Consider the following 21,738-nt stretch of genomic DNA (forward strand, 5'->3'; position numbering starts at 1 on the left):
GCCGAGCCGCGGACACGCCGCTGGGCGGAGAGGTCGTCGACTTCATCGCGGTCGACTGGTTCGCGATCTTCAACGTCGCCGACATCTTCACCACCTGCGGCATCGCCGGCTGGGCCCTCCTGCAGGTCTTCGGCAGAGCGGACGCGCCCCAACCACAGACGAGCGAAACCTGATCGAGGCGCAGCCCTGAGCCTCACCGTTCGCCGGATCACGGCGCCGTCCCCTTGTTTCTGCCGACCACCGGCCTGACAGAAAGCACCACCCGTGAAAACCAGCACCAAGGTCAACCTGATCGCCATCGCCGCGGCTGTCTTCGTCGTCGCGGTCATCGCCGCGATCGCGATCTTCCGGCCCTTCTCCGCCTCCCGCGAAGAGGTCGCCGCCGCGACGCCCGTCCTCGAGCAGAACACCCACATGCTCGATCAGGCGGAGGACGGGAAGGTGACGCTGGTCGAGTTCCTCGACTTCGAGTGCGAGGTCTGCGCGGCCGTCTACCCGACCATCGAGCAGCTGCGTGAGGAGTACGCAGGCCGGGTCACCTTCGCGACCCGCTACTTCCCGATTCCCTCGCATCGCAACTCCGAGAATGCCGCTCTCGCCGTCGAGGCAGCAGCGCGGCAGGACCGGTTCGAGGAGATGTACGACCGGATGTTCCAGACGCAGGCGAGCTGGGGCGAGAGCCAAGACTCCAAGGCCGACGTGTTCCGCGGCTTCGCGGAGGAGATCGGCCTCGACCTGGAGCAGTACGACGCGGATGTGGCCGACCCGTCGACGCTCGAGCGGGTGCGCTTTGATTTCGAGGCGGGCAAGGACCTGGGGGTGCAGGGCACGCCGACGATCTTCGTCAACGACGAGGCGATCCAGCTCGAACGCCTCGAAGACATCCAGGCCGCTCTCGACGCCGCTCTCGCCTCGTGAGCGCCCTCAGCCGCCGCGCCCTGCTGGCCCTGCCCCCGCTCGCGATGATCGGCATCGGGACCAGCGGATGCGCGCGGGACGACCTCGCGGAGCAGTACCGCGGCGGGTCGAACAAGAACTACGTCGCCGGTGACGGCACCGTCATCGAATGGCCTGTCGGCAGCCGCGGCGAGCCGGTCGACTTCGCCGGAACGAGCGAAACGGGCGACGCGATCAGCTCCGAGGATTACCGCGGGCAGGTGCTCGTCGTGAACTTCTGGTACGCCGCCTGCGCCCCCTGCCGCGCCGAAGCACCCGACCTGCAAGCGCTGCACGAGCAGTACGACGGGAACGGAGCGGCGTTTCTCGGTGTCAACGTTCGCGACCAAGCCGACACCGCCACCTCGTTCGCGAACACCTACGGCATCACCTACCCCTCGATCATCGATACCGACGCCGCCGTGGCCCTCGCGTTCTCTGGGAAGTTCGCCGCGAACGCCGTCCCTACCACCCTCGTGCTCGACGTCGACGGCCGACCCGCCGCGCGGATCCTCGGCCGGGTCACCGCCCGCTCCATCCTCGACACCCTCATCGCGGACACCATCGCGGAGGCGGCCTCGTGAACTGGGGAGAGGCTGTGTTCAGCGGCCAACTCCTGCTCGCCGCGCCCATCGCGGTCCTCGCCGGCCTCGTCTCGTTCGCGTCCCCGTGCGTGCTCCCCCTCGTCCCCGGCTACCTCGCCTACATCGGCGGAAACCCCGACCTCGCCACAGGCAGCCGGCGCCGCCTCGTCGCCGGAGTGGGCCTGTTCATCGCCGGTTTCGCCGTCGTCTTCATCGCCTACGGCGCCGCGTTCGGCGCCCTCGGGACATGGCTGCTCGAATGGCAGGACACCGTCACCCGCATCCTCGGAGTGCTCGTGATCCTCATGGGCGTCGTGTTCATCGGGCAGGTCCGGTTCCTGCAACGCACCATCCGCCCCCGCTGGAAACCCGCGACCGGACTCGCCGGAGCACCCCTGCTCGGTGTGGTGTTCGGGCTCGGCTGGACACCCTGCTTCGGGCCCACCCTCGCCGCGATCTCCGCGCTGAGCCTGGACGGCGCCTCCGCCGGCCGCGGCGCGTTCCTCGGCCTGCTGTACTGCCTGGGCCTGGGACTGCCGTTCCTGCTGATCGCCCTCGGATTCTCCTGGGCCGCCACCGCGACCAGCTTCCTCAAACGCCACATCCGCACCATCAACCTCCTCGGCGGAGGGCTACTCATCCTCATCGGCACCGCCATGGTCAGCGGCCTGTGGACCCAGTTGATCTACCGCCTCCAGAACCTGATCAACGGATTCGTCCTCCCCATCTGACCCGTCACCCCCGCCCCGAGAGGACCACCGAATGAGCGCACTCACCCCCGCCGAGACCGAACAGCTGACCCGACGCGGGCTGCGCCTGGCGCAATTCACCGTCGCCTACAACGTCATCGAGGGCATCGTCGCGATCGCGGCCGGTATCGCCGCGGGACTCGTGTCCGTGATCGGGTTCGGCATCGACTCCGGCATCGAGTCGATCGCCGCCGTGCTGGTAGGGCTGCGCCTGGCGGCGCGGCTGCGGCATGGTGAGGCGGACGAAGCGAAGGAGCGGCGCACGTTGAAGTTCGTCGCCGTGACGTTCTTCCTCCTCGCCGCCTACGTGAGCATCGAGGGCATCCGCAGCCTGATCGCGGGTGACGCTCCCGAGTCCTCCCCGGTCAGCATCGTGCTCCTGATCCTCTCGATCATCGTCATGCCGGTCCTTGCGGCGGTGAAAACGCGTGTCGGGAAGAGGCTCGGAGACCCCCTGATCCTCGCGGACGCAGCGGAGACTCGGATCTGCGTGCTGTTGAGCGTCTCCACCCTCGTCGGGCTCGTCCTCTACGCCCTCACTGGAGCCGCGTGGCTTGACCCGGTTGCAGGGTTCGTCATCGCTCTCTTCGCCATTCACGAGGGACGCGAGGCCTGGGAAGGCGAGCTCGTAGAAGACGACGATGACGATGACTAGAGCGGGCGCCGACAGGCGAGCCACGAGCGGGCTGACGATCGATGTTCCGGGGCAGACACCCTCAACCTCAGAAGTGCTCTCCTCGGGTGCGACGCGCACGGCGGGAGGATGATCGGAGAATGATGATCGAGGTTCTTCACATCGACGACTGCCCGAACTGGAAGGACGTCGGCCCTCGCCTGGACCAGGCGCTGAAGTCCACCGGCCACTCCGACATCCCCGTCACCTACCGGCTTCTGGCGACACCGGAGGACGCCGCCGGCGTCGCTTTCGCGGGTTCCCCGACGATCACCCTCGACGGGGAAGACCTGTTCCCGTCGGGCGGGCGGACCACGGATCTTGCCTGTCGGATCTACTTCACGCCGAGCGGGCTGGCGGGTCTTCCGACGACGGAGCAGCTCGTGGAAGCGATCGCTGCCCGTGAACCCTGATTCCTCCGTCACCTGTTCCTGCTGCGGACGGGCCCGCCGTCGACGTCAGGTTCACGCACTCAACGATGGCGCCGCGTACGTGTGCCGGCGGTGCGGGCTCTGGATAGCGCTGCGCCCGGGCAGCGATCACCCCCGCGCCTCCTCATTGTCTCGGCGCTGACACGCCGGAACTCAACGCCGGTCAGGTCGTTCGGGTTGCTCTCAGCCCGAGCCGGGTGCGGCCGCGAGGCTTGAGGACGGACAGGGCGGTGATAACCACGAGAACGACGGCGCCGCCGGCGGTCGCGACGACCAGTTGCGTGCGGGTTCCCTCGAGCGTGGAGGGGATGAGCCCGTGGCGGGCGGCGAGGGACATCGTCTCGATGAGGCGCGTGTGCAGCAGGAGGACTGCGGTTGCGAAGACACTCAGCCACAGCTTGATCGCCACCCAGTAGTGGCGCACCAGTCCCCAGTGCGTTCCGAGGCCTTGCAGGATTCCGGTGGCGAGGGAGGCGAGGGCGAACGGGATGATGACGAACGTCCCCAGCGGGTCCAACGCCAAGTAGGCGCTTCGGACCGTGAAGGGGTCGCTGCTGGTCGCTCCGACGAGCGCGATCGCGAGGAACGCGCCCACCGCGCCGAACCAGCCCACGGACACCAGGACGTGGACGGTGAGGGCGACTCGGCGAGCTCGCGGGCCGAGCATCATCAGTGATTCATCATCTGCGCCCCGCCGCCGGTGAGCAGGTGCACGACGATGAAGCCGATCGCGAGGACGACGACGACGACCATGAACACCTTCACCCAGCGGGGGCGCTCCGGGACGGGCGACGGCGTGCCAGACGGGTTGGAGTCACTCATGCGCTCAGCCTAGGCACCCGCCCAACCCATCCCGTATCGATGTGGTGCGTTGCCCCTGCCCCGACATCTTCGGTCAAGTCGGGAATCTTCCGCCCGATCACCCCGTTGTCTGATACCCCCGGGGGGTATACCGTCGGATCAGGCCGGAAGCGGCCGGAAGGAGTCATGATGGCGCAGCACCACCTGCACGATGACGAGCACGAGAGTGCTCACCGCACCGTCGAAGCACGCGACGTCGACGCGGGAAGGACAGGTCATCACGTGAGTACGGCCCCTGACGGGCACGCCGGGCACCAGATGCGCGGAGCGCCTGATCCTCACGCAGGCCACAACATGACGGCGGGCGCTGCCGGCCACGGCGGCCACGGCGGCCACGGCGGCCACGGCGGCCACGGCGGCCACGGCGGCCACGGCGGCCACGGCGATCATGTCGGCCAGTTCCGGCGGTTGTTCTGGATCATGCTGGTGTTCGCGGTGCCGGTGGTCGTGTTCAGCGGCATGTTCTCGATGATCCTGGGCTACTCCCTCCCCGACGTTGCGGGGGTCGGCTGGATCTCGCCGGTGCTCGGGACGGTGATGTACGTCTGGGGCGGCCGGCCCTTCCTGCAGGGGGCGGTGTCGGAGCTGCGCTCGAGGACGCCGGGGATGATGCTGCTGATCGCTCTGGCGATCACGGTCGCGTTCCTCGCGTCGTGGGGTGCGAGCGCGGGGCTGCTGGATCACGAGCTGGACTTCTGGTGGGAGCTGGCGCTGCTGATCGTGATCATGCTGCTCGGGCACTGGATCGAGATGCGCTCTCTCGCGCAGACGTCCTCGGCGCTGGACTCTCTCGCGGCGCTGCTGCCGGATGAGGCGGAGCGGGTGCGCGAGGGTGAGGTGGAGAAGGTGTCTCCCGCGGACCTGGTGCAGGGGGATGTCGTGGTCGTGCGTCCCGGCGGCCGGGTGCCGGCGGACGGCCGGGTGCTGGAGGGCACCGCGGACGTGGATGAGTCGATGATCACCGGGGAGTCCCGCCCGGTCAGTCGCGGCCCGGGATCGATGGTCGTGGCCGGCACGGTCGCCACGGACACGGCGTTGCGGGTGGAGGTGACGGCCGTCGGCGACGACACCGCTCTCGCCGGCATCCAGCGCCTGGTCACGGAGGCGCAGAACTCGTCCTCCCGGGCGCAGCGCATCGCTGATGTTGCCGCCGGGTGGTTGTTCTGGTTCGCGTTGGGCGCGGGAGTGATCACCGCGATCGTGTGGTCGCTGCTGGGCAGTCCCGACGAGGCGGTGATCCGCACCATCACGGTTCTGGTCATCGCGTGCCCGCACGCGCTGGGACTCGCGATCCCGCTGGTGGTGTCCATCGCGACCGAGCGGGCCGCGAAGGGCGGCGTCCTCGTCAAGGACCGTCTCGCGTTGGAGAGCATGCGCACGGTGACCACGGTCCTGTTCGACAAGACGGGCACCCTGACCAAGGGCGAGCCGACGCTCGCCGCCGTGCACACTGTCGACGGGGTGAACGAGGAGCAGCTGCTCGCGGTCGCTGCGGCGGTCGAGGCGGACAGTGAGCACCCTCTCGCTCGGGCGATCGTGGCAGCCGCGAACAGCCGCGGCGTGCGGGTGCCGGCAGCGACCGGTTTCCAGGCGTCGACCGCTGTCGGCGTCACGGCGCAGGTCGAGGGGCGTGCGGTGAGCGTGGGCGGTCCGTCGATGCTGCGCGCGCACGACGCTGCCGCGCTCGAGCAGACGCGCGCGTGGGAGGCGGAGGGGATGATCATCCTCCACGTCCTCGCCGGCGGTCGGGTCATCGGGGCTCTCGGGCTCGCGGATGAGGTGCGGGAGGAGTCCCGGCAGGCTGTCGACGCGCTGCACGCGATCGGCGTGCAGGTGGTCATGATCACCGGCGACGCGGAAGCGGTCGCCCGCACCGTGGGCGAGGAGCTCGGCATCGACCGGGTGTTCGCCGGCGTGAAGCCGGAGGACAAGGCCGCGAAGGTCATCGAGTTGCAGCGCGAGGGCCGACGGGTCGCGATGGTCGGTGACGGCGTCAACGACGCTCCCGCTCTCGCGCAGGCCGACGTGGGAATCGCGATCGGCGCAGGCACCGATGTCGCGATCGCATCCGCCGGGGTGATCCTGGCCTCCGATGACCCCCGGTCGGTGCTGTCCGTGATCGAGCTGTCCCGGGCCAGCTACCGGAAGATGAAGCAGAACCTGTGGTGGGCGGCCGGCTACAACCTCCTCTCCGTCCCCCTGGCCGCGGGAGTGCTCGCGCCGATCGGGTTCGTGCTGCCGATGTCGGTCGGGGCTCTGCTGATGTCCGCGTCCACGGTCGTCGTCGCCGTGAACGCGCAGCTGCTGCGCCGCCTGGAGCTGTCCCCGCAGGCCAGCACCCGCGCCGCGCGCGAACGCGACACCAGCCCAGTCCGTCACGAGGAGGGCCGCAGTACCGTCCAGGTGCGCCCGTAGTCGCCGGAGGCGACCACTCCGCGCTCGTCGGCGGCAAGGACCCACTGTTCTTCGCCGTCGACGAGCGCGAACGCCTCCGGCTGCCCCTCGAGGGTTCCGTGGCTCTGCCAGGAGCCCTCGAGAGTTCCCGTCCACAACGTCCCGTCGACGTCGACACCGACCAGCTGCCCGCCGGCACTGCCGTCCACGAGGAACAGGGCGGGCGCGCCGGAGACGGGCCGGAACGTGACCGCGGCGTCCTCGCTGACCTGTAAGCCCGTCTCGGTCGTCGCGAACACCCGGTCGGGACGCTCGGGGTCCACGGTCAGATCGCGCAGCGGCAGTTGCGCAGACGGGGTCCATGCGGCGCCGGAGTCGTCGCTGCGGAGGATGACGCCGCGGCTCGCGTCGTACCCGTACACGCGGGTCGCCGCATCGGTGAGAGCGACGGTCGCGAGGTCGTGGAAATCCGTCTCCCCACTCAGGGACACCGGCTCCCAGGTCGCGGCCGCATCGATGCTGCGGATCAGACCCAGGTTGGGTCCTGGCGCGGACCTGTCGGCGGGGTCGGGATGCCCGGAGGCGTAGAACACTCCCTCCGGGGTGATCGTGAACCCCATCGTGTCCTGCGCCCGGCCGGCGACCGGCCCTCCGCCCGCTTCGTCGTCGGTCGGGGTGGGGCTGGCCGGGTAGGTGTCCGGGAGGGTGTCGGTGGGGATCACCCACACTCCCGAGTGCGCAGCCGCGTAGGTGAGCCCGGTCACCGGATCCCAGCCCAGCCCGTGCACGTGCTCCAACCCTGCCGGCGCGGCCACGAGCGCGCCCGTCTCCACGCGGCCTGACGAAACGCAGCCGGTGAGCAGCGCCACCGTCACGGCGGCGCCGACGATGACGGCGAGACGCCGCGTGCGGCGCGAGCGGTGCCCGCAATGCTCAGCCAAGGCCGACACCCAGATCGCTCATGAAGCCTTCCGGGTCCACGGGGCTCCCGTCCACGCGCGTTTCAAAGTGCAGGTGACAGCCGGAGGAGGCGCCGGTGGAGCCCACGAGAGCGATCAGGTCGCCGGCGGCGACCGTGTCACCCACGTCCACGAGCAGGTCGCTGTTGTGCGCGTAGCCGGTCTCGATGCCGTCGCTGCTCGCCAGCAGGATCCAGTTGCCGTAGCTGCCGGCGTAGCCGGCTTCCTCGACCGTGCCGCCAGTCGCTGCGACCACCGGGGTTCCGCAGGGGGCGGCGAGGTCGGTGCCCTTGTGGAACGCGCTCACGCCCGCGACCGGGGCATCCGGGCGAGGACCGAACGTGCTCGAGATGCGCCCCGCGACCGGCACCCGCCAGGTAGCGGACGCGACCTCGCTGTCCTCAGTGGATGCGGCGGACTCTTCTGATGCGTCGTCCACGAGTTCCGTGGCGACGGCGGCGGTCACCAGCACCTCGGGTTTGGCTTCCGCGCCGAACGTGTCCCGGGTGACGGTGAGCTGCACCGCGCCGGCCGCGACGAACGTCTGCGGCTGCGCCTCGCTGACGGCCAGGGTCGTGGTCTTGGTCGGGGTGCCGTCGACGGCGAACGCGGGCATGGAGGAGGTCACCGCGATCATCGTGACGAGAGTCATCGCGGACATCCCAGCCAGGCGCGGCCGCATCGTGGCCGTGCCCGGCGGGGCCGGGCGCGGGCGGGCCGCGACGCGGGCGGCGTGCTGCAACGCCTGCGCGTCGGCTCGCGAGGGCGCCGTGTACGTCACCCGGCGTCCGAGCGTGAGCGCAGCCTGCCGCGGGGAGGCATCGCGGGTGCGGGTTCGGGTGCGGTGCACGTCGCGGCGGCGCGGGTCGCTCGTCGGCGTCGACGCGGCGCTCACCGGGCGACTCCCGAGCGAAGCGGACGGGGGTGAAGAGGAAGGCGGTGCATAGGGGGACGTTTCTGGTTCGAGCGCCCTCAGAGGGCGCGAAGAAGTAGAGGGTGGGGATCGCCAGGTACGGCGACCCCCACCGGGGCGCGGCGGTAGCGCGCACGGGCGCGACGCAGCAGCGCTCCGCCTGCCCAGGAGGGGGAAGGGGCGTCAGAAAGACGGGTCAGCGGGACGCGAGGAGATCCTGCATGGTTGCGATCTCCTCGGTCTGGGTCTGCACGATCGTGTTCGCCATGTCGATGGCGTCCGCGTTCTGGCCCTCGTCGACCTCGGTCTGCGCCATCTCCACGGCGCCCTCGTGGTGCATCATCATCTGCTCGAGGAACAGCGTCTCCGCCTCGGCGCCGGTCGCGCTCTCCAGCGAGGACATGTCCTCGTCGGACATCATCCCGTCCATGCTGTGATCCATGCCCGACATCGAGTCCTCAGCGCCCCACGCGCTGATCCACTCCTCGAGCTGCGCGATCTCCGGACCCTGCGCTTCCTTGATCTGGGTCGCGAGGTCGGTGACGTCGGTGCTGATGCCGTCCTTCGCGAGGATCATGTCGGCCATCTCCACCGCCTGCTCGTGGTGGGGCTTCATCATCTGCGCGAACATCACGTCCTGATCGTTGAAGTCCGCCTCCGCCGCAGCAGTCGAAGACGGCGACGCGGACGCGGACGAGGAGGAGCTGCTGTGGTCCATCCCCTCCATGCCGCCCGTGCCGGAGCTGTCCGAGCAGGCGGCCAGAGTAATTGCGGTCGCCAGAGCGAGAGTCGAGGCGAGAAGAGTGCGCTTGTTGTTCATGAGTGTCGTATCCGTTCAGTCGGTAGCAGGAATCGCCGGAACCGCGCCCTGCGGGCGGGGTGATGAGGTCGCAGCGGACGCTGCGACGACAGGCGAATCAGGTGCGACTGATCGACAACACCGTCAACGACGGCAGATACACATGGAACTTCGCGCGCGGAACGAGCAGCAGAAGACGCGGACCCGCGTCGAGCACGCGCGCGAACAGCGCCGGCACCCGGGCCAGGAGGATCAGGGACGCGAGGAAGAAGACGATGACGCACGTCGCCGCCATCAGAGCGCACCCCATCGCGCAACTGTCATCACACGGCACCATCGGCACGACCGCGCCCTGATCGGCGCCAGCCACGAGAGCCATCCCGCCTGTCGACGCAGCTACCGGGTCGGCGTGAGCATCGGTCTGCGCATGCGTGTGTCCTGCGGACACAGACGCGTCGGAATGGCTGCCCATCATCGAGTGCATCGCGAACACGCCCAGCAGCAGAGCCGCCAACGTCAGCACCACGACCACCGCGCGCATCAGCGGCGCGGACAGCTTAGAAACGACGCTGTCGCTCATGATCCACACCTCCGACACTGCTCGTCACTCGTCCGAGGGCATCAGAAGGGACGCCCATGCATACCCCCCTAGAGTATGCAGAAAGCAGCCGGAGCGGCTGAAAACCCCCTCCGTACCCGTCCGCCCCGCGCAGCAGCGGACGAGCTGCACCAGCACCCGGGGGATGAGGACACCGTGACCGAGCAGACGAGCGAGCAGACCGACATCACCGGCGCCCACGGCTACATCTCCGACAAGGACCAGTACCTCCGCCGCCTTCGCCGCATCGAGGGGCAGGCTCGCGGCCTGCAGAACATGGTTGAAGACGAGCAGTACTGCATCAAGATCCTCACCCAGATCTCCGCGATGACCAGCGCCCTCGAGTCCGTCGCGCTCGGTCTCCTGAACGACCACCTGAACCACTGCGTCCTCGAGGCCGCCGCAGCCGGCGGCGACGAAGCGAAGATCAAGCTGCAAGAAGCCTCCGACGCCATCGCGCGGCTCGTCCGCTCCTGACGTTCAAGTGCGCAACCCGCCCTGAATGACGCCGGCGGTCCTCGACGCAGCGGGATACCGGCGCCCTGGCTAAGCGTTCCCGCTTGTCCTTCGACGGCTTCACGGCAGTTCGATCCGCTGCGATCCGTGGGATGAGGCGAACGAACACGACCGCAGTAGCGCCGCAGCCTGGCGCAGGCGTGCCGAGGTGAGCGATGACATCGGCTATCGGGGCAGCAGTTCGGTTCGTAGGGTCGGACTTATGGAACCGTCTCGACAGCTACCCGCCATCGGCGCCCCGGCCTCCCGCGCGCTCGAGGAAGCGGGCGTGCACGATGCGGACGACCTGCGGCGGGTGGGCCTGGACCACCTCGCGACCCTCCATGGGGTAGGACCTAAGGCTCTCCGACTTCTCCAGCAGACCCTCGACGCCGACGCGCGCAAGCGGTGACAGCCGATCGATCGGGTGCTCTCCATGCACCCCGAGCATGTGTGTTCCTGCGACATGCTCGCGCCTTTGAGCTGTCCGGAGCGGCCCGTCCGGGCTGTTCTGCCGCCAGTGGTGGCGGGGGTCGCTGACATGATGACGGGGTGCTGATCGCGTACCTGGACGAGTCCTACACACAGGACTTCTACTTCATCGGCGCTGCCGTGACGACACAGGAGAAGTGGGAGCAGCTCGAGCACGGCTACGCCGCTCTCCGGGAGCAGATCGCCGCGGATCACGGGGTGCCGGCGGATGTCGAGTTTCACGGGCACGAGCTGATGGGCGGCGCCGGCGAGTGGGCTCCTCTGCGCGGGAAGCATCGTGAGGCGGCGGGCATCTACGCGGCCGCGCTGCGCATCGCGCAGGAGGCAGAAGTCCGCTACCTGTTCCGGGGCGTGGACGTGAAGCGCCTGAACGCCCGGTACCGGTACCCGGAGCAGCCGCACAAGATCGTGCTGCAGCACCTGCTCGAGCGGGTGAACGAGTACCGCCGTGACGTCTTCTCCTTCGATACCGAGGAGGTGATCGTCGTCGCCGACGAGATCGCGACGCAGGAGGAGCACCGGCGGCAGTTCGAGAGCTACCGGTCACTGGGCACGCCGGGCTACCTGACGAGCCGCCTTAACCTGATTTCCTCCCCGATCCAGTTCGCGTCCTCGAGGAACGCCGCCGGGGTGCAGGCGGCCGACCTCGCGATCTACCTGCACCGGCGTCGGCAGACGGTGACGGAGACGCACCCGAAGTCCGCGGCGACGATGACGCGCCTGGGCGCTCTGATCGACGCGTCGACGTCGCACGACCGGATCTGGACGCCTTAAAAACGAAGACCCCGCTAGGCGGGGTCTTCGGCTGGCAACGTTCCGGGAACCGGCCCGTTGTGACGATCACGATACACGCGGATCCTGGACGAGTCACGGCGTCACGGGCGCCGCCGCTCGATGAGGATCGTGTCGCGCCAGCGGCCAGCCTCCGGCCCGTACGTCATCTGCGCGATGCGCTCCCGGATGCCCACACGCCGGAATCCAGCGCGGTCGTGGAGGGCGAGACTGGCGGTGTTCTCGGGGAAGATGCTCGACTGGATCGTCCACAGGTCCGCGTCGTCCGCCGCGGCGATGAGCGCGGCCAGCAGCCTCGATCCGACGCCGCGGCCACGTGCAGCGGCGGCGATGTAGACGGAGTGCTCGACCACGCCCCGGTAGACGGGGCGGGCCGAGACCTTCGACAACGCGGCCCAGCCGAGGATCTGTTCTCCGTCGACGGCGACCAGGCGCCCGACGTCGAGCTTCCCCGCGTCGAACGCCTCCCGCGTGGGCGGTTCGGCCTCGAAGGTGGCGTGCCCGGTCGCGATCCCCTCGCGGTAGATCGTCTCGACCGCCGCCCAGTCTCCGGGGGTCATCGGCCGGATCGCGGTCATGAGCAGCAGCTCCCTCCGGCGGATCCGATGTCGGTGGAGCAGACGCCGGTTTCGGGGAGCACGAGCTGGACGCGCCGGGCGGCGGCGTGATCGCCGGCGAGTTCGTCCGCGATGGAGCGGACCTGCTCGTAGCCGGTGGCGAGCAGGAAGGTCGGCGCACGGCCGTACGACTTCATCCCGGCGATGAAGAAGTTCGGCTCGGGGTGGGCGAGTTCCGCGACGCCGTGGGGGTCGACGGTGCCGCAGGAGTGCAGGTTCGGGTCGATGAGCGAGGCGAGGGCGCGGGGTGCTTCCACGATCTCGTCCAGGGAGACGCGGATCTCGCGCAGCATGTCGAGGTCGGGCCGGAACCCGGTGGCCTGCACCACGACATCGACTTCCACGCTCTCGCGCTCCTTCCGGCGGCGCCCCATCACCGTGACGCCGCCGGAGGGGGTCTTCTCGAGGCGGTCGATTTCGAAGCGGTCCAGGAGGGTGATCGCGCCGTCGCGGACGAGCTGGTGGACGGTGCCGCCGAGCTTGCCGCGCTCCTCGAGCTCGTCGTCGCCGGAGCCGAAGACGCGCACCGGGCTCGTGCCGCGGATCGCCCACGTGATCCTCGTCTCCGGTTCCTCGCGGGCGAGTCGAGCGAGCTTGATCAGGGTGTTCGCGGCGGAGTGGCCGGCGCCGACGACGAGGACGCTTTTCCCGGCGAACCGGGCACGGTCCGCACCGAGCACGTCCGGCAGTGCGTGGCTGAGGTGCTCCGCGACATCAAGGACACCGATTGGGTCAAGGCCCGCGGAGGCGAGCGCGTTGGGCGTGGAGTAGGTGCCGGAGGTGTCGATGACCGCGCGCGCGGTGACGTCGACGGCGCCCTCCGGAGTGTCCAGGCGCAGCAGGAACGGGGTCGCAGCGCGGCCGGTGGAGCGGGTGCGATCCATGCCCTCACGAGAGACGGCGGTGACACGGGAGCGGTAGCGGATGACCGGGGCGAGCTCCGGGGTCGCGGCGAGAGGAGCGAGGTAGTCGCGGACGAACTCGTGCCCGGTGGGCAGCTTCTTCGCTGCGGGGGCCTCCCAGCCGGCGGCGTCGAGCAGGCGCCCGGCGGCCGCGTCGACCAGGAACTCCCACGGGGAGAACAAGCGAGTGTGACCCCACTGCTGCACAGCGGCACCTGCGCTCTCACCCGCCTCGTAGACGATGACGTCGAGGCCGCGCTCGAGCAGCTGCGCGGCGGCGGCGAGACCCACGGGGCCGGCGCCGATGACGGCGACGGGCAGGCCGGTGAGGCGGCGCTCGTCGGTGCGGGGCGGGACGGTCAGCAGCAGGGTCATCAGGTGCACTCCTCAACATCGACGGTCATCGATGGATCGAGTCTGCCCCGGCATATCGATGGCTGTCAATGTGTGGGAGGGTGGAGGCATGGCGACGACCGAGCTGACTCTCACCGCGGCGGCGGCCGCGTGCTGCGCGCCGCTCGCGCGCGAGCCGCTGAGCGCCGAGGGCGCGGAGCTGCTGGCGCGAGCGTTGAAGGCGATGGCGGATCCGGCGAGGCTCCGCCTGGTGTCGATCGTGGCGTCGAGCAGCTCGGGCGAGGTGTGCGTGTGCGACTTCACGGAGCCGGTCGGGCTGAGTCAGCCGACCGTGTCGCACCACTTGAAGATCCTCGTGGACGCCGGGATCCTGGCCCGCGAGAAGCGCGGCACGTGGGCGTACTTCTCCCTCGTCCCCGGCGCGCTCGACTCCCTCGCCGGGATGCTCACCCGCGTCTGATCAGGCGGCCGTGACCCTCGCCGCGAGAGCGTCGACGCGCGCGGCGAGCTCGTCGTAGGCCGCATCGAACGCGGCATCCGTGCCGGCAGGTACCGGGTCGGGGATCGACCAGTGCAGCGCGTCCGAGCCGAGTTCCTCGTGCGCGGCGTCGCAGACGGTGATCACGAGGTCTGTGTCGGCGGCGACGTCCGCGAGCTGCTGCGGGGCTCCTTCGGGTAGCGGGAGGCCGTGGCGTTCGGCGGTCGCAATCGCTCCGGCGGCCACCGCGGCGGCCGGGTGGGTGCCGGCGGAGGCGACGGGGATGGGGCTGCGCTGCGCCCAGAGCTGCGCGGCGAGCTTGGAGCGGGCGGAGTTCGCGGTGCACACGAACAGCACTCGCCGCGCTGCGGCGGTGGTCGAGGGCCCGAGCTGGTCGAACGCCCCGGGGATCAGATGGACGTAGCTGCGGCGCCGGTCCGCCTCCGAGCGGCGACGGAGGATCATGCCTTCGCGCTCGAGGACGGCGAGGTGGTGCGCGACGAGGTTCGAGGGCATCCCAAGACGGTCCTGCAGCTCCCGCGGCGCGAGGTCTCCGAGGGTGAGCAGGTCGGTGATCCGCAGGCGCGCGGGGTCGCTGAGGGCGGCGTGCCGGGCGGCGCGCGCTTCGAGTTCGGTTCGCTCGGTGTTCATTGACTCAATCTTGACTGAGTGATCGTGAGCGGTCAAGATGGCCGACGACATGGACACCACTTCCCCTCCTCCGCTCGCTCGTCGGGCCGTGGCCGAGTTCCTCGGCACCGGTCTGCTCGTGGCGATCGTCGTCGGCTCCGGCATCGCCGCTCAGACGCTCTCCCCGGACGACGTCGGTCTGCAACTGCTGGAGAACTCCCTCGCGACCGCGCTGGGGCTGGCGGTGCTGATCCTCACTCTCGGCCCGGTGTCGGGGGCGCACTTCAATCCGCTCGTCTCCGCCGTGGACGCGGTCCTCGGTCGTCGCGACCGCACCGGCCTGCTGGGGCGGGAGCTGGCGGTGTTCGTGGGCGCGCAGCTGCTCGGAGGCATCGGCGGCGCGGTCCTCGCGAATGCGATGTTCGAAATCCCGTCCTCGATCGCGACGACGGAGCGGGTCACTGCCGGGCACCTGCTCGGGGAGGTCGTCGCCACCGCGGGCCTGGTCCTCGTGATCCTCTCCCTCGCCCGTACGCACCGAGGCCCGCTCGCGGCGGCCGCGGTCGGCGCGTACATCGGTGCCGCGTACTGGTTCACGTCCTCGACCTCGTTCGCGAATCCCGCCGTGACTCTCGGCCGCGTCTTCACCGACACCTTCGCCGGCATCGCCCCCGCCTCCGTCCTGCCGTTCGTCGCTGCGCAGCTCGTCGGCGCCGCGATCGGCGTCGGCATCGCCGTGTTCCTCTTCCCGGGCGCCGCCCGGGCCGCCGGGGACCTTGTGGTCCCGGCCACCTCGACCTCTTCACACGTCTGATTCGAAAGGCCCATCTGATGCATCTCGTCGCTATCGGCGGCAGCGACGCGGGGATCTCCGCCGCGCTGCGCGCCCGCGAGCTCGACCCGTCCGTCGACGTGACCGTCGTCGTCGCCGACTCGTACCCGAACTTCTCCATCTGCGGGATCCCGTACTACTTCTCCCGCGAGGTGCAGCCATGGCAGTCGCTTGCGCACCGCAGCCACGCCGATCTCGAAGCCACCGGCATGACCCTGCGCCTGGACACCTTCGCGACGGACATCGACGTCGCCGGGCAGCAGCTCACCGTCCGCACCCCCGACTGCTCGCTCGACCGGATCGGGTACGACGAGCTGATCGTCGGCACCGGCGCCCTCGCCTCCTCCGCCGGCATCGCGGGAGTGGACGCACTGGGGCCGGAGGACGGAGTGCACGTGCTGCACTCGATGGGCGACACCTTCGCGCTCGAGCGGTTCCTCGACAGTCGAGACCCGCAGACCGCGATCATCGTCGGCGCCGGCTACGTCGGCCTCGAGATGGCCGAAGCCCTCACCGTCCGCGGCCTCCGAGTCACCCAGCTCCAGCGCGGCCCGGAAGTGCTCTCCACCCTCGACCCCGAACTCGGCGCCCTCGTCCACACCGAACTGACCGAGCGCGGCGTCGAGGTTCTCACCCGCACCACCGTCGCCTCGATCGAGAAGACCGCCACCGGCCTCGCCGTGCACGCCGACCACGACGGCACACCTCTCACCCGCACCGCTGACGTCGTCCTCCTCGTCGTCGGCGTGAAGCCGAACACCGACCTGCTCGCCCGCGCCGGAGCGTCTCTCGGCGCCGGCCGCGCGGTCGTCGTCGACGAGGCGATGCGCACGGGCCTGCCGCACGTGTTCGCGGCAGGCGACGGAGTGACCACGCACCACCGTCTGCTCGGCAGCACCTACCTGCCGCTGGGCACCACGGCCCACAAGCAGGGACGGGTGGCCGGCGAGAACGCTCTCGGCGGCGATGCCCGGTTCGCCGGCTCGGTCGGCACGCAGGTCGTGAAGGTCTTCGACCTCGTCGCCTCCCGCACCGGCCTTCGCGAGCACGAGGCCCTCGCCGCGGGCTTCGCGCCGGCGACGACGAGCGCGGTCGCGGACGACCACAAGCGCTACTACCCGGGCGCGCAGCCCATCACGATCCGCATCACCGGCGACACCCGCGACGGACGTCTGCTCGGCGCGCAGCTCGTCGGACGCCTCGGCACCGAGACCGCCAAGCGCGTCGACACGTACGCGACCGCCCTGTTCGCCGGGCTCACCGTCGAGCAGGTCTCCGACCTCGACCTCTCCTACACACCCCCGCTCGGCTCCCCCTGGGACGCCGTGCAGATCGCCACCCAGACCTGGACCCGCACCACCACCGGAAGCAGCATCCCCGCATGACCGAGAAGCCCACCGTCCTCTTCCTCTGCCAGCACAACGCCGGCCGCTCCCAACTCGGCGCAGGCCTGCTCGAAGTCCTCGCCGGCGACCGCTACACCGCCACCTCCGCCGGTCTCTCCCCCGCCGAGACGGTGAACCCCGCGATCGCTGCGACCGTCGCCGAGCTCGGCCTCGACATCAGGAACCACATCCCCCGCGCCGTCACCGTCGAGGACCTCGAGAACGCGGACATCGTCATCACCATGAAGCCCGGCCTCACCCTCCCCGCAACGCCGACCGGCCGATTCCTGGAGTGGAAGTTCCCCGACCCGACCGACTGGAGCACCGAGAACGTCCGCCCCCTCCGCGAGGCCGTCGCCGCCCGGATCCAGACCGAACTCCTCACCTAGACGCGTCAGGCGGCCGCAAGGGCGATGGTGGGTCTGCTCCTCGATGGCGACTCTGGACCGTGCTGCAGAAGCGGGGTGACGGGATCGTTCGGCCGGGGCGGGGTGGGGTTGAAGGTCGTCTGGTCACGGAAGATCGCCCAGATGACGTTCATACGGCGCCGGGCGAGAGCGATCAGAGCCTGCTTGTGCGACTTCCCCTCCTGGCGTTTCCGATCGTAGAACGAGCGCGAGACCGGGCAGTTCCTCGACGCGATGAACGCCGCCTGGAAGCAGGCGTTCAACAGCCGCCGGTCATAGCGACGTGGCCGGTGATGGTTGCCGGAGATCTTCCCGGAGTCCCGCGGCACGGGAGCGAGACCCGCGAAGCTGGCCAACCGGTCGGGCGTCTCGAACGCGGCGAGGTCAGTACCGGTCGCGGCAAGGAAATCCGCGGCGAGCCTGCGCCCGAACCCAGGAATCGACACCAGAAGATCCGCGGATCTGCTGTCCTGCAAAGCGGCTTCGATCTCCCCGTCGAGCTCGGCGACCTCGTCGCGGATGCGGAGGAGATCACGCGCGGACCGGCTCACCAGCCGAGCCGCTGCCCCCTCCCCCACGACGACCGATGTCTGCTCGCGCGCGGCTTCCACCGCCGTCTTCGCGACCGCCGCGGATTTCCAGCAGCCCTGTCCCTTCAACCACGCCGCCAGCCGGCTCTCCCCCATGCGCCGGATCGCACCGGGGGTCGCGTACCGGGTGAGCAGCACCAGAGGTCCCCTGGTCGTCGCGTAGTTGAATGCCCCCTCGAGCGACGGAAAGTAGTGGACCAGGATGGCGCGCAGGCGATTCACGGCGCGGGTGCGATCGTGCACCAGGTCTTCTCGTCGCGCCGAGAGCAGGCGCAGTTCCGCCGTGACCTCGTCGGCCTGGCGCATCAGCGTCACGTCTCGCCGGGTCCGCGCTTGGTCGGCGATGATGACCGCGTCCTTCGCGTCTGTTTTGGCTTCGCCGCGGTAGGCGCCCGAGGCGTGATGCACGACGCGGCCTGAGATGTAGAACAGCGGCTGCGCATGCGAGTGCAGGAGCGTCTGCAGCAGCCCTGTCCCGCCGTGGTTGAGGTCCGTTGCCCAGGCGACGTCGGTGCCGCCTGGCAGGGAGGCGACGTCTCCCATCAGGGTCAGGATCGCCGTTTCTCGGTTCTTGAACCGTTGGGAGAGCAGCTTGGTTCCGTTGGCGTCGATGACGACGCAGTGGTGTTCGGTCTTGCCGGCGTCGATACCGGCCCAGAGTTGGGGCACGCAGGGTCCTTCCGTTGAGGGTGCGGTGCGCCGTGAACGACCTTGCCGGCATGTCCTTACGGGGCGATCTGGTCGCGTTTCTCAATGAGCGGTCCTGCCGTTGCGGGGTCCCGGGCGGCTAATCACGGCGTGCCATCAGTCGGCTGAAGGCGGTCAGCCATACCCGGGACCCCTGGCGCGTTCCGGAGCCTACAACTGCCCCGGATCCACGGAAATAACGGTAAGGAAGGTGGTCGAGGAGAAGCGTCCTGATGGCGATTACACGATCTCCACCTATGAGGACGGATCCGTCAGTGTCGTCCGCATCGGAGGAGAAGGTGCTGACGTGAAGACGCGCGGCATCAGCGAGTGCTCCGTGAGCGGGTCCGCGCGGAACGGCTGCAAGATCGACACCTGGGTCGGACTGGTGAGCATGAGCTTCTACACCTCCTACAACCTGTCGAGCAACACGGTGACCGCCAACCCGTGGGGCCCGGCCTGGACGATCGGGGGAGCCTGTGGCTCGTCGCTCAACTACCTCGGCCGACCGCTCGCCAACCGCGCGCAGATGCTCATCAACGCGCAGATGTGCGGCGTCCCCTACAACACGACCTTCGAGTTGCGCCTGACGGTCTCCGGAGGAGCCGCAACGGTGAGCTGGAGCTGACGAGCAGAGCTCATCCGGCTCACTCCAACGCGCTGTGCGCCCGCCGCGTCCTCACGAAGCGGGCGCACAGTCGCGTCCCGAGAACAAGGCTGGTGCCACCCCCGACCAGCCACGCACCAGCCAGGACCGTCCACGTCGTCATACCGGAACTCGGCATCGCCGACAGCCAGTAGTAGAGCCCGATCGCCCCGCCGACCACCACGGCAGCGACGACGGGGATCACCAGCGCCCCCCTCTTCTCCGAGACGGTCCAGGACGAGCAGAGGAGAATCGCGACGGCGCCGAGGAGCCAGCCGAATCCGGGAATCACCAGCCAGCCGAAGGCGAAGACCAGCGAGGCGACGACGGCGAACCAGGGGCGGTCGAAGATCGGCCCGCCGCCCCCAGCGAGCGATCCGCCGGCGGCCTGCGCGATCCGAGAGGGACTTCCCAGTTCAGCGATCCGCTCACGCGCGGCATCGTCGTCGAGGCCGTCCAGCTCTTCGCCGATCCCGCTCCAGATCTCACTCCGGAGGTCGGCGGGCACGCCGGACAATGCGATCCTCAGCTCCTCGAGGTAGCGCGCCGCCGCCGGCGATGTCGTTGTGCTCATGACGTTCCCCTTCCGATCGTCTCGTTCACCTGCCCGACGAAGGACGGCCACTCCGCCCTGAACCGCCCGAGCTCGACCTTCCCCACGTCGGTCAACGAGTAGTACTTCCGAGCCGGACCCTGCGCACTCGGGACGACGACTGCGGTGATCGAGCCTCGGTCCCGCAGCCGACCCAGGAGCGGGTACAGGGTGCCGATGCTCCCGATCACACCGACCTCCTGCAAGCGCGTGGACAGCTCCCACCCGTACATGGGAACGGTATCGAGCAGCCCCAGGATGCAGAACTCGGCTACGCCCTTTCGAAGCTGTGCCCCGACTCCATCTATCATGCGTGACAGCATACGGGTATGCCCGGAGTGGCGCCATACGACCGCGACGTCGGCGCGGTCGAGCCGAGCCCCGTCTGACCTCGGCACCGAGAGCGCCGCGACACTCCCGCGCAGCCGGCGATCCATCCGGTCGCCCCGACGCGGTCAGTGGCGCAGAGGTTCCGCTCCCCGGCGACGTCCGCCGTGCCGATGGCCGGCAGGGGAGGAGCCGGATCGACGACCACGTCGCCTCCCTCCCCGCGGTCGACCGCGTCTTCCTGGTCGGCGCGGGCGGATCGCTGATGGGCGTCCAGGCCGCTCAGTACCTGCTCGACACGGCCGCGATCACGCCCGCCGCCTCCTACAACTCGGACGAGTTCTTCTTCCGCGCGCCCGCCTCGGTCGGCCCCGGCGCCCTCGTCGTCGTGCTCTCGGGCACCGGCGAGACCCCCGAGACCGTGCGGGCCGGCGAGTGGGCGCAGGAGCGCGGCGCCGCCGTGGTCGGAGTGACCCTCAAGCAGGAGGGACCGCTCGCGCTCGCCCTCGACACCGCCTTCGTCGCGCAGACCGGTCAGGGCACGCAGCTCGTGCTGCAGCTGCTCGCGCTCGCGGTCCTGCGCCGCGACGGGGTGGACGTGACGGATCGGCTCGAGGCGCTGCGCGCCCTGCCGTCCGCGATGGTCGCCACGGTCGCCGCCTTCGAGCCGAGGGCCGAGGAGCTGGCCGCCGCGATGAAGGACGTCCCTGTGACCTACCTCGTCACCTCCGGGTCGCTCATGGGCCCCGGTCAGACCTTCACCACCTGCTACCTGCAGGAGATGCAGTGGATGCACGCCGCGACGATCAACACGGACGAGTTCTTCCAGGGCCCCTTCGAGGTCTTCGACGGCGAGACGCAGAGCCTCGTCCTCCTCGCCGAGGACGCGACGCGGCCGATGGGCGAGCGCGCCCGGAGCTTCCTCGACCAGTACAGCGGGACGACCCACTACGTCGACTCCCGCGACCTCGAGCTGCCCGGCATCGCGGCGCCCCAGCGCGCCTTCGTCGCACCGCTCGTGTACTCGACGCTGGTCTCCCGGCTCGCCGCCCACTGGGCCGCGGCCCGGGGCTGCGCGCTGGAGGGACGCCGCTACATGTGGCAGTTCGCCTACTGAGCAGCACCGGGACCGGGAGACGGGGGCGACTGCGGTCGCCCCGCCTCCCGCCCTGCGCTCACCCCGCGACCGTCAGCGACACCTCGACCGCCACGTCCTCCGGCCCCTCCCCCAGCACCGTCTGCCGCACCTCGACCCCGTCGAGCCGCAGACCGCGGTCTCCGGCGGCGTCGAAGAGCGCGACGATCGCCGGATGCAGGGTCCCCTCGGGCAGTTCCTCCCCGTCGCGGGGGCGCCAGGTGGCGACCAGCTCGGTGCGCGCCGGGAGGATCGCGGCGAGATCGGCGAGGTCGCCCTCCGCCTCCGCCGACGTCGGCCAGGTCCTCACGATCGCCCTGGACGAGGCCGACGGGCCGGGCGACGACGAGGCGAACGAGATCTTCGGCGCGCTCGCCACCCGAGTGCACGCGGCAGGGCTCGGGCCGACGGGACGTTTCTGGACGGCGCTCCGGGCGGGCGAGCCGGGTTCGGCGGAGCTCGTCTGCTGCTGGCCGACGT

The 21,738-nt window shown here is 69.9% G+C and carries 28 protein-coding genes; 15 read left to right on the forward strand and 13 right to left on the reverse strand.

The annotated features are described in order from the left end of the window. Window positions 1-20 precede the first annotated feature (20 nt). The 6 genes from C5C82_RS14540 (at window position 21) to C5C82_RS14565 (ending at window position 3,355) form a co-directional block, all read left to right on the forward strand. The gene (locus C5C82_RS14540; protein WP_258066142.1) at window positions 21-173 is read left to right on the forward strand and encodes a signal peptidase II; all 153 of its coding nucleotides are present in this window, start codon (window positions 21-23) and stop codon (window positions 171-173) included. Between the two features lie 91 nt (window positions 174-264). Continuing rightward, window positions 265-918 (forward strand): thioredoxin domain-containing protein, encoded by a 654-nt coding sequence (locus C5C82_RS14545; protein ID WP_082481720.1) that lies wholly within the window; start codon window positions 265-267, stop codon window positions 916-918. Continuing rightward, a complete protein-coding gene (locus C5C82_RS14550) occupies window positions 915-1,520 on the forward strand; it encodes a TlpA disulfide reductase family protein (protein ID WP_104233615.1) in 606 nt (201 codons plus the stop codon). The genes C5C82_RS14545 and C5C82_RS14550 overlap by 4 nt, the downstream gene beginning before the upstream one ends. Beyond that, window positions 1,517-2,251 (forward strand): cytochrome c biogenesis CcdA family protein, encoded by a 735-nt coding sequence (locus C5C82_RS14555; protein ID WP_055794458.1) that lies wholly within the window; start codon window positions 1,517-1,519, stop codon window positions 2,249-2,251. Before C5C82_RS14550 ends, C5C82_RS14555 begins: the two co-directional genes overlap by 4 nt. Before the next feature lie 31 nt (window positions 2,252-2,282). Further along, the gene (locus tag C5C82_RS14560; RefSeq protein WP_055794460.1) at window positions 2,283-2,924 is read left to right on the forward strand and encodes a cation diffusion facilitator family transporter; all 642 of its coding nucleotides are present in this window, start codon (window positions 2,283-2,285) and stop codon (window positions 2,922-2,924) included. 119 nt (window positions 2,925-3,043) lie between these two features. After that, window positions 3,044-3,355, forward strand: a complete 312-nt coding sequence (locus C5C82_RS14565) for a hypothetical protein (RefSeq protein WP_055794463.1) — start codon at window positions 3,044-3,046, stop codon at window positions 3,353-3,355. A gap of 181 nt (window positions 3,356-3,536) precedes the next feature. On the opposite strand, the gene C5C82_RS14570 is transcribed toward C5C82_RS14565, so the two are convergent. After that, window positions 3,537-4,043, reverse strand: coding sequence for a DUF2269 domain-containing protein (locus tag C5C82_RS14570; protein ID WP_219812359.1), 507 nt, complete (start codon window positions 4,041-4,043; stop codon window positions 3,537-3,539). Further along, window positions 4,043-4,195: a hypothetical protein gene (locus tag C5C82_RS17670; protein WP_157603228.1), complete on the reverse strand. Its 153-nt coding sequence runs from the start codon at window positions 4,193-4,195 to the stop codon at window positions 4,043-4,045. Before C5C82_RS17670 ends, C5C82_RS14570 begins: the two co-directional genes overlap by 1 nt. A 333-nt stretch (window positions 4,196-4,528) precedes the next feature. Here C5C82_RS17670 and C5C82_RS14575 point away from each other — a divergent pair, with 333 nt between their 5' ends. Continuing rightward, window positions 4,529-6,649, forward strand: a complete 2,121-nt coding sequence (locus C5C82_RS14575; protein ID WP_258066140.1) for a heavy metal translocating P-type ATPase — start codon at window positions 4,529-4,531, stop codon at window positions 6,647-6,649. On the opposite strand, the gene C5C82_RS14580 is transcribed toward C5C82_RS14575, so the two are convergent. The 4 genes from C5C82_RS14580 to C5C82_RS14595 form a co-directional block, all read right to left on the reverse strand. Next, window positions 6,610-7,569 carry a F510_1955 family glycosylhydrolase gene (locus tag C5C82_RS14580; RefSeq protein WP_146078441.1) on the reverse strand — a complete coding sequence of 320 codons (960 nt, stop codon included), beginning with the start codon at window positions 7,567-7,569 and terminating at the stop codon, window positions 6,610-6,612. The genes C5C82_RS14575 and C5C82_RS14580 overlap by 40 nt on opposite strands. After that, a complete protein-coding gene (locus tag C5C82_RS14585; protein WP_146083184.1) occupies window positions 7,562-8,239 on the reverse strand; it encodes a M23 family metallopeptidase in 678 nt (225 codons plus the stop codon). The genes C5C82_RS14580 and C5C82_RS14585 overlap by 8 nt, the downstream gene beginning before the upstream one ends. A gap of 457 nt (window positions 8,240-8,696) precedes the next feature. Continuing rightward, on the reverse strand, window positions 8,697-9,320 hold the full coding sequence (locus C5C82_RS14590) for a DUF305 domain-containing protein (protein ID WP_104257772.1): 624 nt from the start codon (window positions 9,318-9,320) through the stop codon (window positions 8,697-8,699). A gap of 97 nt (window positions 9,321-9,417) precedes the next feature. After that, window positions 9,418-9,879: a hypothetical protein gene (locus C5C82_RS14595; RefSeq protein WP_146078443.1), complete on the reverse strand. Its 462-nt coding sequence runs from the start codon at window positions 9,877-9,879 to the stop codon at window positions 9,418-9,420. A gap of 174 nt (window positions 9,880-10,053) precedes the next feature. On the opposite strand from C5C82_RS14595, the gene C5C82_RS14600 reads away from it, so the two are divergent. Next, complete coding sequence (locus tag C5C82_RS14600; protein WP_055794478.1) at window positions 10,054-10,374, forward strand: metal-sensitive transcriptional regulator; 321 nt, start codon at window positions 10,054-10,056, stop codon at window positions 10,372-10,374. Between the two features lie 570 nt (window positions 10,375-10,944). Continuing rightward, complete coding sequence (locus tag C5C82_RS14610; protein WP_055794482.1) at window positions 10,945-11,658, forward strand: DUF3800 domain-containing protein; 714 nt, start codon at window positions 10,945-10,947, stop codon at window positions 11,656-11,658. Window positions 11,659-11,759: 101 nt separating this feature from the next. On the opposite strand, the gene C5C82_RS14615 is transcribed toward C5C82_RS14610, so the two are convergent. Further along, the gene (locus tag C5C82_RS14615; RefSeq protein ID WP_055794483.1) at window positions 11,760-12,254 is read right to left on the reverse strand and encodes a GNAT family N-acetyltransferase; all 495 of its coding nucleotides are present in this window, start codon (window positions 12,252-12,254) and stop codon (window positions 11,760-11,762) included. Then, on the reverse strand, window positions 12,251-13,570 hold the full coding sequence (locus C5C82_RS14620; protein ID WP_055794485.1) for an FAD-dependent oxidoreductase: 1,320 nt from the start codon (window positions 13,568-13,570) through the stop codon (window positions 12,251-12,253). Before C5C82_RS14620 ends, C5C82_RS14615 begins: the two co-directional genes overlap by 4 nt. Before the next feature lie 88 nt (window positions 13,571-13,658). On the opposite strand from C5C82_RS14620, the gene C5C82_RS14625 reads away from it, so the two are divergent. Continuing rightward, complete coding sequence (locus tag C5C82_RS14625) at window positions 13,659-14,009, forward strand: helix-turn-helix transcriptional regulator (RefSeq protein WP_055794488.1); 351 nt, start codon at window positions 13,659-13,661, stop codon at window positions 14,007-14,009. Here C5C82_RS14625 and C5C82_RS14630 read toward each other — a convergent pair whose 3' ends face one another. Continuing rightward, on the reverse strand, window positions 14,010-14,678 hold the full coding sequence (locus C5C82_RS14630) for a helix-turn-helix domain-containing protein (protein ID WP_055794490.1): 669 nt from the start codon (window positions 14,676-14,678) through the stop codon (window positions 14,010-14,012). Between the two features lie 49 nt (window positions 14,679-14,727). On the opposite strand from C5C82_RS14630, the gene C5C82_RS14635 reads away from it, so the two are divergent. Genes C5C82_RS14635 through C5C82_RS14645 form a run of 3 tightly spaced genes read left to right on the forward strand, consistent with a single transcriptional unit; the run spans window position 14,728 to window position 17,263 of the window. Beyond that, complete coding sequence (locus C5C82_RS14635) at window positions 14,728-15,471, forward strand: MIP/aquaporin family protein (RefSeq protein ID WP_181028834.1); 744 nt, start codon at window positions 14,728-14,730, stop codon at window positions 15,469-15,471. A gap of 17 nt (window positions 15,472-15,488) precedes the next feature. Then, window positions 15,489-16,874, forward strand: coding sequence for an FAD-dependent oxidoreductase (locus tag C5C82_RS14640; RefSeq protein ID WP_055794493.1), 1,386 nt, complete (start codon window positions 15,489-15,491; stop codon window positions 16,872-16,874). Beyond that, window positions 16,871-17,263: a low molecular weight phosphatase family protein gene (locus C5C82_RS14645; protein WP_055794495.1), complete on the forward strand. Its 393-nt coding sequence runs from the start codon at window positions 16,871-16,873 to the stop codon at window positions 17,261-17,263. Before C5C82_RS14640 ends, C5C82_RS14645 begins: the two co-directional genes overlap by 4 nt. Window positions 17,264-17,268: 5 nt before the next feature. On the opposite strand, the gene C5C82_RS14650 is transcribed toward C5C82_RS14645, so the two are convergent. Further along, window positions 17,269-18,540: an IS110 family transposase gene (locus C5C82_RS14650; protein ID WP_235577278.1), complete on the reverse strand. Its 1,272-nt coding sequence runs from the start codon at window positions 18,538-18,540 to the stop codon at window positions 17,269-17,271. 325 nt (window positions 18,541-18,865) lie between these two features. On the opposite strand from C5C82_RS14650, the gene C5C82_RS14655 reads away from it, so the two are divergent. Continuing rightward, window positions 18,866-19,186 (forward strand): hypothetical protein, encoded by a 321-nt coding sequence (locus C5C82_RS14655; protein ID WP_104266540.1) that lies wholly within the window; start codon window positions 18,866-18,868, stop codon window positions 19,184-19,186. Between the two features lie 19 nt (window positions 19,187-19,205). Here the strand turns inward: C5C82_RS14655 and C5C82_RS14660 are convergent, their stop codons facing one another. Together C5C82_RS14660 and C5C82_RS14665 are read right to left on the reverse strand one after the other, a co-directional pair. Then, the gene (locus tag C5C82_RS14660; RefSeq protein WP_104223941.1) at window positions 19,206-19,778 is read right to left on the reverse strand and encodes a hypothetical protein; all 573 of its coding nucleotides are present in this window, start codon (window positions 19,776-19,778) and stop codon (window positions 19,206-19,208) included. Beyond that, the gene (locus C5C82_RS14665) at window positions 19,775-20,107 is read right to left on the reverse strand and encodes a PadR family transcriptional regulator (RefSeq protein ID WP_104250299.1); all 333 of its coding nucleotides are present in this window, start codon (window positions 20,105-20,107) and stop codon (window positions 19,775-19,777) included. The genes C5C82_RS14660 and C5C82_RS14665 overlap by 4 nt, the downstream gene beginning before the upstream one ends. A gap of 2 nt (window positions 20,108-20,109) precedes the next feature. Here C5C82_RS14665 and C5C82_RS14670 point away from each other — a divergent pair, with 2 nt between their 5' ends. After that, window positions 20,110-21,240 (forward strand): SIS domain-containing protein, encoded by a 1,131-nt coding sequence (locus C5C82_RS14670; RefSeq protein WP_258066141.1) that lies wholly within the window; start codon window positions 20,110-20,112, stop codon window positions 21,238-21,240. Window positions 21,241-21,298: 58 nt separating this feature from the next. Here C5C82_RS14670 and C5C82_RS14675 read toward each other — a convergent pair whose 3' ends face one another. Further along, on the reverse strand, window positions 21,299-21,568 hold the full coding sequence (locus C5C82_RS14675) for a hypothetical protein (protein ID WP_146086001.1): 270 nt from the start codon (window positions 21,566-21,568) through the stop codon (window positions 21,299-21,301). Between the last annotated feature and the right edge of the window lie 170 nt (window positions 21,569-21,738).

This window comes from Rathayibacter sp. AY1D5 (assembly GCF_002932515.1).
Taxonomy (GTDB): Bacteria; Actinomycetota; Actinomycetes; order Actinomycetales; family Microbacteriaceae; genus Rathayibacter.

Bases quoted from the DNA above. Each gene is read 5' to 3' on its own strand.
- C5C82_RS14560 (WP_055794460.1), top strand. From the start codon at position 2,283: ATGAGCGCACTCACCCCCGCCGAGACCGAACAGCTGACCCGACGCGGG.
- C5C82_RS14565 (WP_055794463.1), top strand. From the start codon at position 3,044: ATGATGATCGAGGTTCTTCACATCGACGACTGCCCGAACTGGAAGGAC.
- C5C82_RS14570 (WP_219812359.1), bottom strand. From the start codon at position 4,043: ATGATGCTCGGCCCGCGAGCTCGCCGAGTCGCCCTCACCGTCCACGTC.
- C5C82_RS17670 (WP_157603228.1), bottom strand. From the start codon at position 4,195: ATGAGTGACTCCAACCCGTCTGGCACGCCGTCGCCCGTCCCGGAGCGC.
- C5C82_RS14575 (WP_258066140.1), top strand. From the start codon at position 4,529: ATGACGGCGGGCGCTGCCGGCCACGGCGGCCACGGCGGCCACGGCGGC.
- C5C82_RS14585 (WP_146083184.1), bottom strand. From the start codon at position 8,239: ATGACTCTCGTCACGATGATCGCGGTGACCTCCTCCATGCCCGCGTTC.
- C5C82_RS14590 (WP_104257772.1), bottom strand. From the start codon at position 9,320: ATGAACAACAAGCGCACTCTTCTCGCCTCGACTCTCGCTCTGGCGACC.
- C5C82_RS14595 (WP_146078443.1), bottom strand. From the start codon at position 9,879: ATGAGCGACAGCGTCGTTTCTAAGCTGTCCGCGCCGCTGATGCGCGCG.
- C5C82_RS14615 (WP_055794483.1), bottom strand. From the start codon at position 12,254: ATGACCGCGATCCGGCCGATGACCCCCGGAGACTGGGCGGCGGTCGAG.
- C5C82_RS14620 (WP_055794485.1), bottom strand. From the start codon at position 13,570: ATGACCCTGCTGCTGACCGTCCCGCCCCGCACCGACGAGCGCCGCCTC.
- C5C82_RS14625 (WP_055794488.1), top strand. From the start codon at position 13,659: ATGGCGACGACCGAGCTGACTCTCACCGCGGCGGCGGCCGCGTGCTGC.
- C5C82_RS14630 (WP_055794490.1), bottom strand. From the start codon at position 14,678: ATGAACACCGAGCGAACCGAACTCGAAGCGCGCGCCGCCCGGCACGCC.
- C5C82_RS14635 (WP_181028834.1), top strand. From the start codon at position 14,728: ATGGACACCACTTCCCCTCCTCCGCTCGCTCGTCGGGCCGTGGCCGAG.
- C5C82_RS14640 (WP_055794493.1), top strand. From the start codon at position 15,489: ATGCATCTCGTCGCTATCGGCGGCAGCGACGCGGGGATCTCCGCCGCG.
- C5C82_RS14645 (WP_055794495.1), top strand. From the start codon at position 16,871: ATGACCGAGAAGCCCACCGTCCTCTTCCTCTGCCAGCACAACGCCGGC.
- C5C82_RS14660 (WP_104223941.1), bottom strand. From the start codon at position 19,778: ATGAGCACAACGACATCGCCGGCGGCGGCGCGCTACCTCGAGGAGCTG.
- C5C82_RS14665 (WP_104250299.1), bottom strand. From the start codon at position 20,107: ATGATAGATGGAGTCGGGGCACAGCTTCGAAAGGGCGTAGCCGAGTTC.